This window comes from Sphingomonas sp. (genome assembly GCF_025353885.1).
GTDB lineage: Bacteria > Pseudomonadota > Alphaproteobacteria > Sphingomonadales > Sphingomonadaceae > Sphingomonas_O.
This window is the reverse complement of sequence record NZ_JANXNX010000094.1, coordinates 1-18076: the sequence shown is the minus strand read 5'-3', so window position 1 is coordinate 18076 and position 18076 is coordinate 1. Positions and strand designations below refer to the sequence as shown.

The 18076-nt window shown below is 61.9% G+C and carries 17 protein-coding genes and 1 other RNA gene; 14 read left to right on the top strand and 4 right to left on the bottom strand.

What is annotated here, in order from left to right; translation table 11 throughout:
• Nucleotides 1–117 precede the first annotated feature (117 nt).
• Both rpoH and Q0R02_RS10170 read right to left on the bottom strand, forming a co-directional pair.
• A complete protein-coding gene (gene rpoH, locus Q0R02_RS10175; protein ID WP_293883107.1) occupies nucleotides 118–1023 on the bottom strand; it encodes an RNA polymerase sigma factor RpoH in 906 nt (301 codons plus the stop codon).
• 53 nt (nucleotides 1024–1076) lie between these two features.
• Nucleotides 1077–2018, bottom strand: a complete 942-nt coding sequence (locus Q0R02_RS10170) for an RluA family pseudouridine synthase (RefSeq protein ID WP_293883104.1) — start codon at nucleotides 2016–2018, stop codon at nucleotides 1077–1079.
• 18 nt (nucleotides 2019–2036) lie between these two features.
• Here Q0R02_RS10170 and Q0R02_RS10165 point away from each other — a divergent pair, with 18 nt between their 5' ends.
• The 13 genes from Q0R02_RS10165 (at nucleotide 2037) to Q0R02_RS10105 (ending at nucleotide 13077) form a co-directional block, all read left to right on the top strand.
• On the top strand, nucleotides 2037–2417 hold the full coding sequence (locus Q0R02_RS10165; RefSeq protein WP_293883100.1) for a M67 family metallopeptidase: 381 nt from the start codon (nucleotides 2037–2039) through the stop codon (nucleotides 2415–2417).
• Nucleotides 2418–2482: 65 nt separating this feature from the next.
• Nucleotides 2483–3127 carry a histidine phosphotransferase family protein gene (locus Q0R02_RS10160; RefSeq protein WP_293883097.1) on the top strand — a complete coding sequence of 215 codons (645 nt, stop codon included), beginning with the start codon at nucleotides 2483–2485 and terminating at the stop codon, nucleotides 3125–3127.
• Nucleotides 3128–3181: 54 nt separating this feature from the next.
• On the top strand, nucleotides 3182–5206 hold the full coding sequence (locus Q0R02_RS10155) for an ATP-binding protein (protein WP_293883094.1): 2025 nt from the start codon (nucleotides 3182–3184) through the stop codon (nucleotides 5204–5206).
• On the top strand, nucleotides 5199–5639 hold the full coding sequence (locus Q0R02_RS10150; RefSeq protein ID WP_293883091.1) for a chemotaxis protein CheW: 441 nt from the start codon (nucleotides 5199–5201) through the stop codon (nucleotides 5637–5639). The genes Q0R02_RS10155 and Q0R02_RS10150 overlap by 8 nt, the downstream gene beginning before the upstream one ends.
• 72 nt (nucleotides 5640–5711) lie before the next feature.
• Nucleotides 5712–6080 (top strand): response regulator, encoded by a 369-nt coding sequence (locus tag Q0R02_RS10145; RefSeq protein ID WP_293883088.1) that lies wholly within the window; start codon nucleotides 5712–5714, stop codon nucleotides 6078–6080.
• Nucleotides 6073–7155 (top strand): chemotaxis-specific protein-glutamate methyltransferase CheB, encoded by a 1083-nt coding sequence (gene cheB / locus Q0R02_RS10140; RefSeq protein ID WP_293883085.1) that lies wholly within the window; start codon nucleotides 6073–6075, stop codon nucleotides 7153–7155. Before Q0R02_RS10145 ends, cheB begins: the two co-directional genes overlap by 8 nt.
• Nucleotides 7152–7982 (top strand): protein-glutamate O-methyltransferase CheR, encoded by an 831-nt coding sequence (locus Q0R02_RS10135; RefSeq protein WP_293883083.1) that lies wholly within the window; start codon nucleotides 7152–7154, stop codon nucleotides 7980–7982. Before cheB ends, Q0R02_RS10135 begins: the two co-directional genes overlap by 4 nt.
• 55 nt (nucleotides 7983–8037) lie before the next feature.
• Nucleotides 8038–8730, top strand: a complete 693-nt coding sequence (locus Q0R02_RS10130; protein ID WP_293883081.1) for an N-acetylmuramoyl-L-alanine amidase — start codon at nucleotides 8038–8040, stop codon at nucleotides 8728–8730.
• Nucleotides 8731–8741: 11 nt separating this feature from the next.
• Nucleotides 8742–9149, top strand: an RNA gene (gene rnpB, locus Q0R02_RS10125) — RNase P RNA component class A.
• A 55-nt stretch (nucleotides 9150–9204) separates the two neighbouring features.
• Entirely contained in the window at nucleotides 9205–9861 is a 657-nt protein-coding gene (locus tag Q0R02_RS10120) for a hypothetical protein (RefSeq protein WP_293883078.1), read from the top strand.
• 53 nt (nucleotides 9862–9914) lie between these two features.
• Complete coding sequence (locus Q0R02_RS10115; protein WP_293883076.1) at nucleotides 9915–10418, top strand: AHH domain-containing protein; 504 nt, start codon at nucleotides 9915–9917, stop codon at nucleotides 10416–10418.
• A gap of 41 nt (nucleotides 10419–10459) precedes the next feature.
• On the top strand, nucleotides 10460–11644 hold the full coding sequence (locus tag Q0R02_RS10110; RefSeq protein ID WP_293883073.1) for a hypothetical protein: 1185 nt from the start codon (nucleotides 10460–10462) through the stop codon (nucleotides 11642–11644).
• Between the two features lie 110 nt (nucleotides 11645–11754).
• Nucleotides 11755–13077 carry a sensor histidine kinase KdpD gene (locus tag Q0R02_RS10105; protein WP_293883070.1) on the top strand — a complete coding sequence of 441 codons (1323 nt, stop codon included), beginning with the start codon at nucleotides 11755–11757 and terminating at the stop codon, nucleotides 13075–13077.
• An 11-nt stretch (nucleotides 13078–13088) separates the two neighbouring features.
• Here Q0R02_RS10105 and Q0R02_RS10100 read toward each other — a convergent pair whose 3' ends face one another.
• Entirely contained in the window at nucleotides 13089–14375 is a 1287-nt protein-coding gene (locus tag Q0R02_RS10100; RefSeq protein ID WP_293883068.1) for a citrate synthase, read from the bottom strand.
• A gap of 19 nt (nucleotides 14376–14394) precedes the next feature.
• On the bottom strand, nucleotides 14395–15831 hold the full coding sequence (gene gltX, locus Q0R02_RS10095; protein ID WP_293883067.1) for a glutamate--tRNA ligase: 1437 nt from the start codon (nucleotides 15829–15831) through the stop codon (nucleotides 14395–14397).
• A 26-nt stretch (nucleotides 15832–15857) separates the two neighbouring features.
• On the opposite strand from gltX, the gene Q0R02_RS10090 reads away from it, so the two are divergent.
• Entirely contained in the window at nucleotides 15858–18053 is a 2196-nt protein-coding gene (locus Q0R02_RS10090; protein ID WP_293883065.1) for a ComEC/Rec2 family competence protein, read from the top strand.
• The last annotated feature ends 23 nt before the right edge of the window (nucleotides 18054–18076 follow it).

The window sequence follows — 18076 nt, the reverse complement described above, 5'->3', positions numbered from 1 at the left end:
GGCCGGGGCCTATACGGCCGTCCGGAAGATTGGCGCGCTACCCGACAGCCGTATAGGCCCCGGCCTGCGCCGGGGTGACGAGTTGTTCAATGGCATCTCAATTCTACGAGACAACCATCAAGCCAGCGCCATCGTCCCATTGCCGATCGCGATCCGGACCATTGCCTTTTGCAGCTTGTCGAAGGCGCGCACCTCGATCTGGCGCACGCGTTCGCGGCTGACGCCATAAACCTGGCTCAGTTCCTCCAACGTCTTCGGATCGTCGACCAGGCGGCGCTCGGTCAGGATATGTTTCTCGCGGTCGTTCAAATCGTCCATCGCCTCGCCCAGCATGGCATGACGGTGGACGCGTTCCTGGCTGTCGGCGATCTGCTCATCCTGCAAAGCACCTTCGTCCTCCAGCCAGTCCTGCCACTGGCCCTCGCCATCCTCATTCATCGACACGTTCAGCGATGTGTCGCCACCCATCGCCATGCGACGGTTCATGCTGATGACCTCGGCCTCGGTGACACCCAGGTCGGTCGCGATCTTGGTGACGTGTTCGGGACGCAAGTCGCCGTCCTCGAACGCTTCCAAGTTGGATTTCATGCGACGCAGGTTGAAGAACAGCTTCTTCTGGGCCGCGGTCGTGCCCATCTTGACCAGCGACCAGCTGCGCAGAATGAACTCCTGGATCGACGCACGGATCCACCACATCGCGTAAGTGGCAAGGCGGAACCCACGATCGGGCTCGAACTTCTTCACGCCCTGCATCAGGCCGATGTTGCCCTCCGAAATCAGCTCGCTGACGGGCAGGCCATAGCCCCGGAATCCCATCGCGATCTTGGCGACGAGTCGCAGGTGCGACGTGACCAGGCGCGCGGCCGCCTCTGGGTCGCCATGTTCGGCAAACCGTTTTGACAACATATATTCTTCCTCTGGCGTCAGGAGCGGAAACTTCCTGATTTCAGAGAGATAACGGTTGAGGCTTGCTTCCCCCCCCAGCGTAGGAACAGTGGAGGGCAGATTGCTCTTACCAGCCATAATAGTCTTGAACTCCCTTGTGTGGCATCAATCTGCCACATCTGTACCAAACGTTATAGTGCAAGTTCCGTGAACAATCGCTGCATATCGTCAGGCATTTCGCTTTCAAATGCCATAGTTTCACTTGTCACGGGGTGGATGAACCCCAGCCTTGCCGCGTGTAACGCCTGACGCGCGAAATCGAGCCGCTTCAAAAGTGCGCGATGCGCGGGTTTCATGCGGCCATAAACCGGATCGCCAAGCAACTGGTGGCCGATCGATGCCATATGGACGCGGACCTGATGCGTGCGGCCGGTTTCCAGCCTACATTCGATCAGCGACGCTTCGCGCAACGCTTCGATCAGGCTGTAGTGTGTCACCGCGCGTTTGCCGCTCTCGACGATGGCGACTTTCTTGCGGTCGTGCGGGTTGCGGGCCAGGGGGGCATCCACGCTGCCACTGGTCGCGATACCGGTGACGATCGCCTGGTAACCCCGGTCGATGCTGTGTCGTGCAAATTGCGCCGACAATCCCTCGTGGGCGCGGTCGGTCTTGGCAACCACCAACAACCCGGAGGTGTCCTTGTCGATGCGGTGGACGATGCCCGGCCGCGCGACGCCACCGATGCCCGACAGTCGTCCCGCGCAATGGTGAAGCAGCGCGTTCACCAGCGTGCCGTCGAAATTGCCCGCCGCCGGATGGACGACCAGACCCGCGGGCTTGTCGACGATCAGCAGGTGATCGTCCTCGAACACGATCTCCAGCGCGATGTCCTGAGGCTGGTTGTGCGCCACGGTCGGGTCGGGGATGTTGACCTGATAGGGTGCACCCGCCACCGCTTTCGACGACGGATCGCGCGCCAGGCCGTTCGGGCCGGTGACTTGCCCCGACGACAGCAGCGCCTTGATCCGCTCACGCGAAAGCGTCGGGATCGCCACCGCCAGCGCCCGGTCAAGGCGCCAGCCGGTGGCATCGTCGCCCAGCTGCACCGAAATTGTGGAGAACCCCCCGTTCATCAGCTAGGCGATGTGGTGATGAATGTCAGAATTTCAACCGCCGCCCGGCAGGCGATGCTGGCGCTGGCCGCTGCCGATCCGACGCGCGAAGTGTGCGGGCTGCTGTTCGGGACCGACGGCGTTATCGAATCGGTGGAGGCCACGCGCAACGTCGCCGCGAACCCATGCCTCAACTTCGAAATCGACCCGGTCGCGCTGATCGCCGCGCTGCGTGCAGAACGGGCGGGCGGGCCGCCGGTTGTGGGCTATTTCCACAGCCATCCCAATGGCTTGTCCCGCCCGTCCCCCACCGACATCGCGCTGGCCGCCCCCGACAATCGCCTCTGGATCATCCTCGGGACCACCCTGACCGCCTGGCGCTCGACCCCTTCCGGGTTTGTTCAAATCGTTCTAAACTAGATGCTCAACTTGCCCTCGCCCGAACACTCCGCCAAAGGTGCCCGCGCCATTCGGGAACCCCATCCATGACCGTCCACGCCGTCGATTTCGCTAGCCTCCTCTGTTCGCGCCTCTGCCATGACCTGCTCAGCCCCGTTGGTGCGCTGAACAACGGCATCGAATTGCTGGCCGAGGAGAATGATCCCGAAATGCGTGAACGGTGCCTGGAACTGCTGGCTGAAAGCGCGCGGGTTTCGGCGAGCAAGCTGAAATTCTTTCGCCTGGCCTTTGGTGCCGCCGGTGGCTTTGGCGATGTCGTCGACACGCGTGAGGCGAAGGCGGCGATCGATGGGTTGCTGGGCAATGACGGCCGGATCGAAATTAACTGGATGGTCGGCGAAGCAACGCTTTCGAAAACCGCGATCAAGGTTCTGCTGAACCTCGCGCTGATCGCAGGGGATGCTTTGGTCCGGGGCGGCAGGCTCGATATCGGTGGTGAAATTGCTAACGGTCGCACGGAAATCGTCGTTCGGGCCGAGGGTCCGCGGCTGGTCCTCGACACCGAACTGCGCACGGCCCTGAGCGGTGAGGCCGATGAAACCGCCCTGACCCCGCGCGCTGCCGCTGCCTGGCTGGTGCATACGCTCGCGACCGAAAGCGGCGGTCACGCACAGGTCGCATCGACCGATCCGGCGTTTCTGCTGTTCGGTGCGACCCTCGGTCGGGCCTAACGCCGGCCTAACCCGTCCTTAACCATCGCCGGGGCATAAGGCGGTGTGGATGATTTGACGCAGGAATTTGTCGCGGAAACGCGGGACATGCTCGAGCATGTGGGGAATGCTTTACTCGAATGGGAAAGCGATCCCACAGGCGCGCGCGATTTCGACGATATCTTCCGGTTCGTGCACACCGTAAAAGGGAGCTGCGGTTTCCTGAACCTGCCGCGCATTGAAAAGCTGGCTCATGTTGCTGAAACCGTGCTCAGCGAACTGCGGTCCGGCAATCGCAAGTCCAATCGCGCACTTGTCAGCGGACTGCTCCGAATCATCGACCGCATCGTCTTGTTAACGGCAGCCCTCGAGACCGGCGACGTCGTTCCGGACGAGGCGAGCGACTCGCTGTTGCTGACGGCCCTTGAAACCGATTCAGAAACCAGCCCTGAATCTGCCCCCGCTCCAGAACCCATTTCCGACCCCATCGTGGCCGTCCAGCGTCGGAACGTGCGCATCGATATCGACCTGCTCGATGCCATGATGACACAGGTTTCAGACCTCGTGCTGGTGCGCAATGAATTGACCCGCACCCTGAACGTGGCGCTGGGGCAAGAGGCGACAGCCGCGACGCTGGATGCGCTGTCGGCGCGCATTGCTGAACTGCGGATCAGCATCGCGCGGGCAAGAATGCAGCCCGTTGATCGGCTGTTTGCGGCCTTGCCCCGTCTGGTGCGAGATACTGCCAACGCCCTGGGGAAGTCGGTTCGCCTGACGGTCGAGGGCACCGATGTTGAACTCGACCGCGAGATGGTCGAACAACTTCGCGATCCACTGATACACATTGTCCGCAACGCCATCGATCACGGCATCGAAAACGCAGAAGGGCGCACTGCCGCCGGAAAGTCGCCCGAAGCCAGCCTTCGCGTCACCGCCCGACAAAGCGGCAACCAGGTCGTCATCACGATATCGGACGACGGCCGGGGCATCGACGTCGAGCGCCTGCGGGAACGCGCCGCCGCGACAGGGTTGCTTCAGGCCGGAGACTATTCCGATGAACAAGCGATCAACCTGATCTTTGCGCCCGGCCTGTCGACCTCCGAAACTGTCACGGCGATTTCGGGTCGCGGGATCGGGATGGACGTGGTCCGCGCCAATATTGAAAAGCTGGGCGGCAGTGTGTCACTGATCAATCGACCGAGTCATGGACTGACGATCGATATCCGTGTGCCATTAACGCTCAGCATCGTGACGGTCCTGACGGTCAAGGCGGGCGGCATGGAATTCGCGATCCCTCGGGCGATCGTCGAGGAAGTCCTGTCAGCAAGCAGCAAGTCGGTGGTCATCGAACGCCTGGGTACAGGATATATTTCGACAGTCCGCGGCGAAAAGCTTGCCACCATCTCGCTTGCCTCAGCGCTCTCACTCGATGAAACCAGGCAGACGCACCTGCTGATCGTCAAACCAACCGGCGGCAGGCGTTATGCCCTGATGGTCGAAACGGTGCATGACCAGGAGGAGGTGGTCGTCCGGCAAGTGGCACCACATCTGTCCGCTACAGGACTGTTTGCGGGACAGGCGCTGCCCAACTCGGGGATACCCATTCTCGTCATCGATGTCTTGGGCGTCGCGCGGTCGACCGGTGTCAATGTCGAACGCCAAGACGTCAAGGCAGAGGCGGCACCAACCCAAACGCTTGCTACTATCTCTGTGCTTTCATTCATCGGCCTCGATGGGATGCTATGGGGAGTCGATACCAGCCTGGTCGAGCGGATCGAAGATGTGCCGCGTGCAGCATTCACTCTGCGTTCCGGTGATGCCTTTGTCACCCTCGACCAGACGTTGTGCCGCGCCATCGTGGCGGGCACCTTGCCGACGTCCGAGGAGATCGCGGTGCTGCGCCTGAGCGATGGCCACTCTCGTGTGGGATTTCCAGTGCTTCAAGTGGAAGACCTGGTCCGCTTGGACAAGGCGTCGATCATCAATTCTGGACGTAACGCGATCGGGCTTTGCGGGAGCGAAGTCATCCAGTTGATCAACGAGAGACTGATCTTCGACCTTGCCGGGACCGATTTAGCGGAGGCGACACATCGTGGCTGATCAACTTGCAGGTCTTTACGTTATCGCCACCGTTTCCGGCCAGCGGATCGCCTTTGACGCCGCCACCGTGGCCTCGGTCGTTGACCTCGGTACCATAGTACCGGTGCCGATGACGCCCGAAAGCGTGCTGGGCCTCAGTCCGCTACGTAGCAATATCCTGACGGTCATCGACCTTGGGGGTGCACTCGGCCAACCGCTGGAGCATCACTCTCGCCGCGCAGTCACCATGGCGATCGACGACCATCATTATGCCTTCGTCGTTGCCAGCGTCGAGCAGGTTGAGCCAATTATCGAAGGCGTCCAACCAGTAGATGCCAGCGTCGGTTCCGACTGGGTCTCGGCGGCATCGGGGCGCATCCAGACCGAAAGTGGCATGGCGCTGCTGATGGATCCGCGTCGCCTTGTCGGGTTGCCCGCTGAAATGATGCAATAAAATTTTGGGATTAACGCAACACTCATCAGTCTCGACTAAGCCCACAAATAACAGTCCGACAGAAAGTAATCCATGTCGAAATCATGCCTGATCGTCGATGATTCGAAAGTAATTCGCAAAGTTGCCCGACACATCCTCGAGGCGCTGAATTATACCGTCGAGGAAGCCGCCGATGGGCGTGAAGCACTGGATGCCTGTCGGGCAAAGATTCCTGACGTTATCCTGCTCGACTGGAACATGCCCGTGATGAGCGGTATCGAGTTCCTGCGTGCCATCGACAGCGACCCTCTCGCTTCCCGACCGAAAATCGTCTTCTGCACTACGGAAAACGGAACTGCGCATATCAGGGCAGCGATTGATGCGGGCGCCGACGAATACATCATGAAGCCATTCGATCGCGAAACCTTGCAGACCAAGCTGGCGCTAGTCGGTCTTGGCTAATATTTCAAGGCAGCGGGGTGTCGGCAACTCCGGCTCGCACGCTAACGGCACGATCAACCTTCTGATCGTCGACGATTCGGTCGTCGTCAGGACGATGCTGGCGCGTATGCTTGGCGAACACCCTGCGTTTACCGTAAGCGGGCAGGCCGACCGGGCCGAGCGGGCTATCGAATGGCTGGCCCACAATCGTGCGGACATCGTCCTGCTCGACATCGAAATGCCCGATCGGGACGGACTTGCCGCGCTCGCAGACATCATCTCGGCGGGAAACGGGGCGCGGATCGTGATGGTGTCGTCATCGACCGCACAGGGCGCGTCCGTGACGTTACGCGCGCTGGCCGGCGGTGCTGCCGATGCTGTCGCAAAACCTGCAGTGGGTGCGCTGGGGCGAAGTTTTGCGGTGGACTTGATCGACCGGCTCTTGAGGATCGGTCCTGCCGATCATGACGGCAAAGCGACTCGGGCCGGAGAGTTTGTGGTCCGCGAAGTAGCGACCGGACCAGTGTCGTGTGTGGCGGTGGGCGCGTCGACCGGTGGCCTGCACGCACTCGCAACATTTTTCGCGGCATTGCCGAGGTCGTTCGACACGCCAATCCTGGTAACGCAACACCTTCCGGCAGCGTTCATGCCATTTTTTGCCGATCAGCTGGCCACGATGTCGGGTCGATCGTGCTGCGTGGCGCGTGACGCTGCGGTCGCTGCTCCCGGCTCGATTCACGTTGCGCCGGGTGACGCGCACCTGGTTTGCGAACGGCGGGGATCGCGCATCATGACACGGTTGCATGCGGGCGAAGTCGCCAACCGCAGCCTGCCCTCGGTCGACCCGATGTTCGCGAGCGTCGCCGAGGTTTTCGGAGAGGGCGGCGTGGGGGTCGTGTTGAGTGGCATGGGACGCGACGGCATGGAGGGCGCAGCGATGCTCGCCGCCATCGGAGCCGACGTCATCGTTCAGGACGAGGCATCTTCGGTTATCTGGGGAATGCCCGGCGTGGTGGCGAGGGCCGGGTTGGCAAGTTTGTGTGGACCGGCGGACGCGCTTGCCCGCCATCTTGCGCGGCGCGGACCTTCACTTTGAGCGCTATTGCATCACAGCCAGCACCGCTGGCCGTCTTTGCCGACCTGCTGGAACATCGCACTGGCCAGCACATATCGGCAAGCCGGTCGTGGCGCATCGAAGCGGCGTTGCGGCCCTTCCTCCGCGAACTGGACATACCCAACCTCGATGTTCTCGCCGATCGTATAAGGGCGCGCGACGACGTTCTCAGCACGCGCGTGACCGAGGCGCTGCTCAACAACGAAACATCCTTCTTCCGCGACATGTCAATGCTCGACCAATTCAGCCAGGGCCCGTTGCCAGCCCTTGCCGACCGACGCCGACCGACGCGTCGGTTGCGATTCTGGTCGGCGGGGTGTTCGACCGGGCAGGAAGCCTATTCACTGGCAATGATGCTGCGGGACCAGGGGGCGCAGTGGGAGGGGTGGACCTTTGACATACTGGCGACCGACGTGTCGGCGGCGGTCGTCGCGCGCGGCCGGGCAGGGCGTTACTCACAGTTCGAAATCCAGCGCGGACTGCCGGTGCGGACGATGTTGCGCTGGTTCGAACAGGACGACGACCATTGGGTGATCAACGCGCGTCTTCGGCAATCGGTGCGATTCACCACGCATAACTTGCTGGCACCTGCGCCGGGCCGGTTCGACGTAATCTTTTGCCGCAATGTGCTGATGTACTTCCAAGCCGAACCCCGGGCGCGATTGTTCGACAGGCTGGCCGACGCGCTCGATCCGGGGGGCATATTGGTGCTGGGCGCAGGCGAAACCGTAATCGGCCAGACGGCACGCTTTCGACCGGATCCCGAGTGGCGCGGCTTTTATTCCGCAATGGGTCACGCCGGAAACTGACTCGAACTTTACAGATGTTGACCTTCCCGACCGTCGTCGCGCATGACGTCGGCACATGGCCGAAATGATCGACACTCCATCGCCGAACTTCGATGAGCGGACGTCGCCGATTTCGATGCTGGTCTTGCACTACACCGGCATGATGGATGCCGCCTCGGCCATCGCGCGGCTGACGGATCCCCAGGCGAAAGTCTCGGCGCATTACCTGATCGCCGAAGATGGACAGATCGTGCGTCTGGTGGACGAAGCCAGGCGGGCCTGGCACGCCGGACAATCGCACTGGCGCGGGATTGACGATGTCAATTCGGCAAGCGTCGGCATCGAGTTGGTCAATCCGGGGCACGAATTTGGCTATCGGCCCTTTCCCGAAGCGCAGATCGACGCATTGATCCCGCTGGTCGCGAACATCGTTGAACGGCATGGCGTCACGCGCGGCAACATCGTCGGACATTCCGACATTGCCCCGGCGCGCAAGCAGGATCCCGGCGAGCTGTTTCCATGGGGGCGGCTGGCACGGCTGCGCCTGGCGCTGCCGCGACCGACACGCGGCCTGATGGATCCGCACTGGACTGACGCAGGCTTCCTGCTGGCGCTGGGACGCTTTGGTTACGAGATAACCGATGGACCTGCCGCGACTATAGCGTTCCAGCGGAGATTCCGGCCAGAATTGCTCGACGGCATCATCGACGGCGAATGCCGATCGATCCTGCTGGCGCTTTTACTTCCCAAACCGCAGGGCGACGACTAGGCACGCAGTGGTCAGAGGGTCGGGCGACCGCCGCGCGAGTGATCGCGGGGAGGAAAGTCCGGGCTCCATAGAGTGAAGGTGCCGGATAATTCCCGGCTGGTCGGGGAGTAGTTCCCGGTCAAGGGACAGTGCCACAGAAAACAAACCGCCAAAGGTTTTCGGCCACAGGCTTGAACACCGAATGCTTCGGCATGGCAAGGGCGAAACGGTGCGGTAAAAGCGCACCGCGCGACGGGCAACCGCAGCGGCAGGGCAAACCCCACCTGGAGCAAGACCGAATAGGGATGGCAGATGGGCCTGCTCGGCTCCGTCGTCCGGGTTGGTTGCTTGAGGCCGTGTGCAAATACGGTCCTAGAGGAATGGTCGCACATCATGTTTCGGCATGAGGACAGAACCCGGCTTACAGACCCTCTGACACTTTTACCGAAGGGTCGGTCCGAAGCGGACGCAGTTTGTCTGGCGCCGACGCCCTTTGTGACACATATTCTGACGATGATGCGCGCTGGCCAGCTGGCAAATGTCGAGATCGCCTCGATAGCGGCGACCGAACTGGGTGTGGAGCACCTCACCCGGATGGCCGACGCATTGCCACCGAAGCTTCAGTTCGCTCAGGAGGCCAATCGGATCAGCGTCTTTGCCTCCGGATGGAATGATGTCGATTGGAGCCAACGGATCGCCACGCTCAGGCGCCTGCTGGCAATCTTTTGCGCGATGCCGCCGGGCACGGCGACGCTGACGTGGCTATTCTCTGGCAGGATACTGGAACATCGATGCGCGGCCGACCTGATGGCGCGCTGGGATGCAGCGCAGGCGCCCCCGGTGATCGATCTCATCGGGTTTTCCGCTCATCAGGAAACGGGAGCGCGCCGGATAATGTCGCTCGGGCTGGCGGCCATCGTCGGGCACGAGATCGAGGCGCTGGTCGAAGGCACCGTTCCCGAACTTGCGCGCATGGTTGGTCGACTGGCACAACTGGCCCTCGAAACAGGTCCTCTGGTAACGGCCAACGCCATCGGTCCCGATGGACAGCCATACCGGCTCGAGCGACACGATCGAACCCCGGCGCGGGCAGCGATGATACGCATCATAATGATCTGCAAGTCCAAAATGGACTCATCTCCGCTCGCATAAAAGCAACGTCCTGCTCATTGAAACGCTCACGCAACGAATCGGGACATTCGGGCTTGGGACTTCATTTTGCGATGGTGAACACGCGGGGTTCGCTCGACTTTGTCGAAGGATGGCAGCGCCACCACCTTATTCCGAAACAATGCACGCGGGACGCGCGCACCCGGACCTTTTTTGCGTCGATGCAGACAATCGGCTTTCGACTGAATGATTTCGTGACCAACGGCATATTGCTGCCATCGACTTATGCCGCCGCCGAAGTGGCACGCCTTCCGGTTCATTCGGGACCGCATCCCGAATATAACATGAAGATCATCGACGCCGTGGGTCTGATCACCCGTCGCTTCGATTTCGAAGCGGACCGCCGCGAAGGCCATGCGGCGCTTTCCTATCTCCGGCTCATCCAGGCGCGCCTTCGGATAAGCATGTGTCAGGACCTCTGCCCGATTTCTATCGACGACATTGAAGCACCGGCCATCGGCAAGGCAAGCCGCGTCATCGACCGCGCGCTGGACACGCTATTGTTCGCTGAACAGGCACCCATTTTGACCTTATCCTGATCGACTTTGCACTTTGGCGCGGGTTTGCGTAGGCGCGAATAGTGGCAACCGAATTCCAAACTGCACGACTGGCCGCGCTTGTCATTGCCGACGACTCGCCCGACACCCCCTTGGTGCTGGGGCGGTCGCTAACCGAGCTTCAGATTGCGCGCGTCGTTTCAACCGGCGCGCGTCATGTTGTCTGTCTCGTCCGGCAAATTTCCCCTACGATGCTGGGTGTTGCCGACAATCTGCGTGCTAACGGACTGACGGTCGACATTGTTCGTAGCATTGCCGAAGCAGCGGACGCGGTTCACCCCAACGAAGCTGTCTTCCTGATTGCTTCAAAGGTGCTGGTGTCGAGCGCCACCCTTGGGGAATTGCGCGCTGGCGGCGCTCCGGCGCTGCTATGCGTCGATCGGGACGTGGCTCCGACGCAATTCGAAATTGTCGACGCAACGATGCGCTGGACCGGTTATGCCCTAATGCGTGGGGCAACGCTTCGCCAAGTCGCGAATATGGTTGGTGACTGGGATCCCGCATCGACCCTGCTTCGCCAAATGGTACAGGACAACGCCCGCCGTATCGTGCTCACCAGTGCCCAAGTCACCGAGGCGATGATGACAATTCGGGATAGCGACGAAGCCATCAACGCCGGGCGAAAACTGCTCGACGCCGACACCGGCGAGCGTGACGGGATGGGCAGTTACTGGTGCGGCAGGCCCCTGGGCCGATTTTGCGCCAGGTTGGCCGGGGAACTGGGCATCAAAAGCAAATCGATCGAACTTGGTGCCGTAGCCGCGGCTGTTCTCGGCGCACTGGTGTCGTTGACGGGCTGGCTTGTTGCCGGACTTGTCATACTGACGCTGGCGTTCGTAGGGAAGTCTGCTGCCGCCCGTCTGTCGTCGGCCCTTGATGAATTAGGATCCAGTGGGCCGGTATTGCGCGGCACCGAAGACATCGCCGCGATCGTGACGGTGTGCGCCTGTGCGGCCACGCTGGCATCGCGGACCGGCCAATGGGGTTGCCTACTGTTGGGTGGTTTGCTCATCGGCGCGCAATATCTTGTCCGGCGTCGCATCGCGCCGTTCCGCCATGCGCGGTGGACCAGCGACCCGCTAAGCGATGCACTGATCCTGCTGTTCGGGTTCCTGGCGACGGTGCCGGTCGTCGGCTTGTTTATCGCTGCAGGCCATGCCGTCGCAAGCATGTTGTGGCTTCAACGCCCTGTCTCGAAAAGCGTTTAAAGGCTGCATAACGTCGTCTTAACCGTACTTGCGCTACGGCAGCAAAATGCGGCCATCCGCCTCTTTGCCTTACGGGCTTTTGACGTGCAGCCTCGCCGTGGTGCGCTGTCGTGCCTGATATCGTTACCGGTCGGGTCGATCATGATGGGCTGTTGATCTCTGCCGACCTGCCGCTGTTGCGGCTACAGGAAAAGGCGGGCGGGGCGATCGGAACCTTGCTCGCAATACCATCGCTTGCCGGAATTGTTCGGTTGGCGCGTTCGCTGGATACTTTGGTTTCCCGCAACGTGATTTGCGCAAACGGCGACCATGATTGCGAACTTGTCGTGCGTGCGCGCTCCGACGCCGATGGAGTCTTACTGAGGATCGGGAGCTGGACTCCCCGGCCGCAACGCCAGCCCTGGCTTATGGCCTCAGAATCGGTACCGGCAAAATCCGACCCGCCTGGGGACTGGACATGGTCCACCAATGGCGCACTCGAGATCGTCGACGCCACGGGTGAGCACGCCAACAACCTGATCGGCCAGACCCTCACACAGGCGTTTCGCCTGCTCGAGAACGCAACAGCGACTATGCCGATCCTGTTGGCGGCAACCGCCGGAACCGATTTTGTCGACCAGCCAGCAGTATTGCGACTGCGCCCCGACAGAGAACTGTCCTTGTCAGGCAAGATCATCAAAGGCCCGCAAGGGAACTTTACGGGATTTTCAGGCATCGCGACCGTTCGGGAGCCCGCCCAGCAAAAACTGCCGGAAGCGCCGCTCGTTTCATTGTTTACGACTAAGCTGGACGCAGCACTCCGCTCACCATTAAGCCGAATCGTGGCCAGCGCGGACAGCATAAGCAACCAGACCGACGGACCGCTTCGCCGTGACTATGCCGATTATGCCGAGGATATCGCCAGCGCGGCCCGGCATCTTCTGACGCTCGTCGATGACTTGGCCGATCTTCAGACAGTCGAGGAACCCGATTTCCGCGTCGATACCGAGGCACTCGATCTTGCCGATCTGGCAAGGCGTGCCGCGGGTCTTTTGAAAGTGCGGGCGAACGAACGCAAGGTTCGCATTGACGCTCCCAAGATGGGTGAAGTGCTGAACGCGCGCGGGGACTATCGCCGCATCCTCCAAATACTCGTCAATTTGCTTGTGAATGCGATCCGGTATTCCCCGGACGAAGGGCTGATCTGGATCCGCGCCGAAATGGATGGCGATACCGCGATGCTGATCGTGGCGGATCAGGGCAAGGGGATCGCGACGACCGACCATGTCCGCATCTTCGAAAAGTTTGAACGTGTCGATCCGACCGAGCCGGGGGGAAGTGGGCTTGGCCTGTTTATTTCCCGCCGCCTCGCCCAAGCCATGGGCGGCGACATCGTGGTTGATTCAGGTCCGGGACAGGGTGCTCGCTTCGTATTGACCCTGCCCGCGGCCTGACTGCAATCAGTTCAGCGTTCGGTAACCGGAACATAATCGCGCTGCGTCGGTCCGGTATAAAGCTGGCGGGGACGCCCGATTTTTTGTTCCGGGTCGGAGATCATCTCATTCCACTGGGCGACCCAACCGACTGTCCGGGCAAGCGCAAACAGGACTGTGAACATCGTCGTTGGGAAACCGATGGCTGACAGGATGACGCCCGAATAAAAGTCGACGTTCGGGAACAGCTTCTTTTCGATGAAATAGGGATCGTTAAGCGCCATTTCTTCCAGTTGCAGCGCAACGTCAAAGATTGGGTCCTTGACGTTCAATTCCTTCAGGACCTCACGGACGGTCTGCTGCATGACAGTCGCGCGCGGATCGTAGTTTTTATAAACGCGGTGACCAAAGCCCATCAGGCGGAAAGGATCATCCTTGTTCTTGGCGCGCTCGATATAATGGGGGATGCGATCGGGCGTGCCGATTTCCTGCAGCATGTTGAGCGCCGCTTCATTGGCGCCTCCGTGTGCCGGACCCCAAAGACAGGCGATGCCTGCAGCAATACAGGCAAAGGGATTTGCACCCGACGACCCGGCAAGGCGAACGGTGGAGGTCGAAGCGTTTTGTTCATGGTCGGCGTGAAGGATGAAGATCCGGTCCATCGTGCGTTCAATTATCGGATTGACCTCATACGGTTCAGCCGGATTGCCGAAGGTCATGCGAAGGAAGTTTCCAGTATAGGACAGGTCGTTCTGCGGATACAGGAAGGGACGACCGACCGAATATTGATAAGCCATGGCGGCAATCGTCGGCATTTTGGCAATCAGCCGGTGCGACGCGATCATGCGCTGTTTGGGGTCGGTGATTTCGGTCGAGTCATGATAGAACGCGCTCAGGGCTCCGACTGCCCCGCACATGATCGCCATCGGATGCGCATCGCGCCGGAACCCGCGAAAGAAAGTTGCCATCTGTTCGTGCAGCATGGTGTGACGCGTAATCGTGTTGGTGAATTGGTCCAGCGTCGGCTTGTCGGGCAACTCGCCGTTCAGCAGGAGGTAGCTCACTTCCATGAAGCTAGACTTCTCGGCCAGCTGTCCGATCGGGTAGCCGCGGTGGAGCAGGACGCCTTCGTCGCCGTCGATGTAAGTGATCGCGGAATCGCATGACGCGGTCGAGGTGAAGCCCGGGTCATAGGTGAACGCCCCAGTCTGGGCATAAAGTTTGCGGATGTCGATGACGTCGGGACCGACCGTTCCCGACAAAACCTTGTAGTCGAAATCCTTGCCCTCGAAATTCAGTTTTGCTGGTGCATCCGCCATGGTCGAACTCCTCTAGAGATTATGAAGCGCGCGCTGCGCTGTGTGTCAGGCAATCGTCAAGCCGCCCCAGTGATTCCTCACGACCGAGGAGCACCAGCACGTCGAATATTCCCGGCGAGGTCGTGCGACCCGTCAGCGCAGCCCGAAGCGGTTGCGCCACCTTGCCAAGTCCCAGTCCGGCCTCCTCCGCGAACCGCTTTACCGCGTCTTCGAGCGCGGTTACGGTCCATTCCGAACATTCCCCCAGAACGTCCCGGACATTTCCGAGCAGCACCAGCCCGTCGGCTGATAGCAGCGCACTTGCCCCCGCGTCGAGGGCCAGCGGACGCGTTTCGAAAAGGAATAGCGCACCTTCCGCCAGAGCCAGTGTGGACTTGGCGCGCACCTTTAGCGAGGGGATCGCAGCGATCAGGGTGGCCACCTCCGCAGCGCTCAGGTCGCGACCGTTTTTCGCAACGACCAGCGGCCCGGCGATGTCGGCAAGACGCACGTCGTCGGCTTCGCGGAGATAGTGGCCATTGATGTTCTCGAGCTTTTTCAGGTCGAAGCGCGAGGGCGAGCGACCGACGCCGTCGATGTCGAACAGAGCGATGGCCTGTGGTTGGTTGAGCATCTCGTTGTCACCGCTTCCCCACCCCAGACGGAGGAGATAATTCGACAAGGCCTCGGGCAGGATGCCGAGGTCGTCGCGATAGGATTCTACCCCCAAAGCCCCGTGTCGCTTGGATAATTTGGCGCCGTCGGCACCGTGGATCAGGGGCACGTGGGCATAGACGGGTTCGTCCCAGCCCATGGCCCGGATCAACACCAGTTGACGGAACGCGTTGTTCAGATGGTCGTCGCCGCGAATGACGTGGGTCACGCCCATGTCGTTGTCGTCGACCACGACGCTGAGCATATAGGTCGGCGTGCCGTCCGAGCGCAGCAGAACGAAGTCGTCGAGTTCGGCATTCTGCACCGTCACCGGACCCTGGACGCGGTCATTAATGGTCACTTCACCGGTCTGTGGCGCGCGCAGGCGGATCACGAACGGCAGATCGGGCGTGTCGGTGCAGTCCCGCCAGCGCCCGTCATAGCGCAACGGCGTTTTGGCCGCGCGCTGGGCAGCACGCATTTCTTCGAGCTCTGCGGTGGTCGCATAGCATCGATAGGCGTGACCGTTCTCCAGCAGGGTATTTGCAACTTCCGCATGGCGGGCGGCCCGGGCGAACTGGAACACGGCATCGCCATCCCAGTCGAGCCCCAACCACTTCATGCCATCGAGGATCGCGTCGATTGCGCCCTGAGTGGAACGCGCCCGATCGGTGTCCTCGATTCGCAACAGGAACGTGCCGCCGAAATGTCGCGCATAAAGCCAGTTGAACAACGCCGTCCGCGCGCCACCGATGTGCAGATAACCGGTGGGCGACGGGGCGAAACGGGTAACGACAGGCTTGGTTGGGATGCTTGCGCTCACGCGACTTAGTCTCCAGTCAGGGCGCAATGGATGCGGTATTCGACAGCGCCCCTAGCACGCTGCCCGAAACGCGCCAATCGGGGCTTTTGACGCGCCTGAACAGCAAAATCGAAGCGGCGATCGACACCCAGCGCGATCAATTGCCGCTCTGGCTGCCGGTCATGCTGGGCTGTGGCATCGCGGCGTGGTTCGTGCTGTCCGAACGCAGCGACTGGATAGCCTGGATTGCGGCAATGTTCGGGCTGGCGGCGGCAAGTTTGATGGCGCCCCGGCACGGTCGGTTCAGGCGGCTGATGATCATCGCACCGCTGACGTGCGCGCTCGGTTGCGGGCTGGCGTGGCTGCGAAGCGAGACGGTTGCGGCCCCCGTCCTGTCGCGGCCATCGATCGCAACGTTCAGCGCACGGGTCGAGCGGATCGACGTGCAGGTCACCAAAGATCGCCTGAGGCTGACGCTGCTGCCCATCGCGGCCCCCGAATTGCCGCCCCGCGTGCGTGTCAACGTCGACGTGGCCAATGCCCCGCCGCGTCTGGTCGTCGGCGAACGCATCAGGATCAGGGCGCGCCTGATGGGTCCGCAGCCCGCTTCGGTGCCGGGCGGCTATGATTTTTCGCGGGCGGCGTGGTTCATGGAACTGGGGGCAACGGGCAAATCGCTTGGCCCGGTCGTGCGCGAAGGCAGCGAGCCAACCCGCGCGCAGGGGTTCCGCGATCGCCTGTCGGCGCACATCAAGACGCGCGTTGAGGGGAGCGCGGGGGGCATCGCGGCCGCGTTCGCAACCGGAGACCGGGGCGGCATCGCCACGGCCGACGAGGATGCGATGCGCGCCAGTGGGCTGACCCACCTGCTGTCGATCAGCGGGCTGCATGTGACGGCGGTGGTAGGCGCGGTGATGCTCCTCACGCTGCGGCTGATGGCACTGAGCACGCGTCTGGCGCTGCGCCTGCCGCTGATCGTCATCGCGGCGGGAGCGGGAGCATCGGCAGGCATCGGCTACACCCTGCTGACAGGCGCGGAGATCCCGACCATCCGGTCGTGCGTGGCAGCGGTGCTGATCGTGATCGGCGGGGCGCTGGGGCGTCAGGCATTCACGCTGAGGCTGGTGGCGGGGGGCGCGCTGGCCGTGCTGCTCGTCTGGCCCGAATCGCTCATCGGACCGAGCTTTCAGCTGAGTTTCGCCGCCATCACGTCGCTGGTGGCGCTGCATGAATGGGTACCGGTCCAGAGGCTCGTAGCGGGGCGCGACGAGAGCATTTTCCTGAAAGTCGGGCGCGGGATGCTGTCACTGTTGCTGACGGGCATCGCGGTCGAGGTTGCGCTGGCCCCGATCGCGCTGTTCCACTTTCATCGGCAGGGGCTGTACGGGGCGCTGGCCAACATCGTCGCGATTCCGCTGACGACCTTCGTGACGATGCCGTGCGAGGCGCTCGCGATTATGTTCGATACGGTGGGGCTGGGCGCGCCATTCTGGTGGTTGACCGGCCTGTCGCTCAATCTGCTGCTCGGCATCGCGCGTCACGTCGCGGCATGGCCGGGGGCACTCGCGGCGTTGGCGAGCGTCCCCACGACTGCGTTCGCGATGATGCTGGGCGGGGCGCTGTGGGTGATCCTGTGGCGGGGACGGGTGCGCGCGCTTGGCTTCGTCCCCTTGCTGGCGGGGGCGGTGTGGTCGCTCGCGATACCGCCGCCCGACCTGCTCGTCACCGGCGATGGCAAGCATCTGGCGGTCAGGAGCGACGGCGGCAGACTGGCAACGTTGCGAACGCGAGCGGGGGATTACGTCCGATCGACGCTCGCCGAACGGGCGGGCGAACTCGGCGAACTCGGCGATCTGGACACACTGCCTGGGGCTGTCTGTTCGGACGATGTGTGCCGCGTGACATTGATGCGCGATGGTCGCGTCTGGCGAATCGTGGCGACGCGGAGCCGGTTTATTCTGCCGATCGAAGCCTTTGTCGCCGAATGTGCAGCGGCCGACATCGTTATCAGCGACCGGAGACTGCCACGGACCTGCAAGCCAAAGTGGCTGAAGGCCGATCGACCGATGCTGGAGCAGACCGGAGGACTGGCCATCAATTTCGCGAGCCGGACGGTGGCGGCGGTTTCTGTGGTCGGAGACGATCATCCGTGGGTCGTGGCGCAACGGGCAGCGGTGGGGGCTGAACGGGTGAAATATTTGCGGGAGGTATCGCGAAGGACGTCGGACAATGTTGCAAACTGATCGTCACCCCGGCGAAGGCCGGG

What these genes read in the sequence shown, in the direction of transcription:
- Q0R02_RS10090 (WP_293883065.1), top strand. Translation starts at nt 15,858, where the DNA reads ATGGATGCGGTATTCGACAGCGCCCCTAGCACGCTGCCCGAAACGCGC.
- Q0R02_RS10130 (WP_293883081.1), top strand. Translation starts at nt 8,038, where the DNA reads ATGGCCGAAATGATCGACACTCCATCGCCGAACTTCGATGAGCGGACG.
- Q0R02_RS10100 (WP_293883068.1), bottom strand. Translation starts at nt 14,375, where the DNA reads ATGGCGGATGCACCAGCAAAACTGAATTTCGAGGGCAAGGATTTCGAC.
- Q0R02_RS10165 (WP_293883100.1), top strand. Translation starts at nt 2,037, where the DNA reads ATGAATGTCAGAATTTCAACCGCCGCCCGGCAGGCGATGCTGGCGCTG.
- rpoH (WP_293883107.1), bottom strand. Translation starts at nt 1,023, where the DNA reads ATGGCTGGTAAGAGCAATCTGCCCTCCACTGTTCCTACGCTGGGGGGG.
- Q0R02_RS10170 (WP_293883104.1), bottom strand. Translation starts at nt 2,018, where the DNA reads ATGAACGGGGGGTTCTCCACAATTTCGGTGCAGCTGGGCGACGATGCC.
- Q0R02_RS10145 (WP_293883088.1), top strand. Translation starts at nt 5,712, where the DNA reads ATGTCGAAATCATGCCTGATCGTCGATGATTCGAAAGTAATTCGCAAA.
- Q0R02_RS10160 (WP_293883097.1), top strand. Translation starts at nt 2,483, where the DNA reads ATGACCGTCCACGCCGTCGATTTCGCTAGCCTCCTCTGTTCGCGCCTC.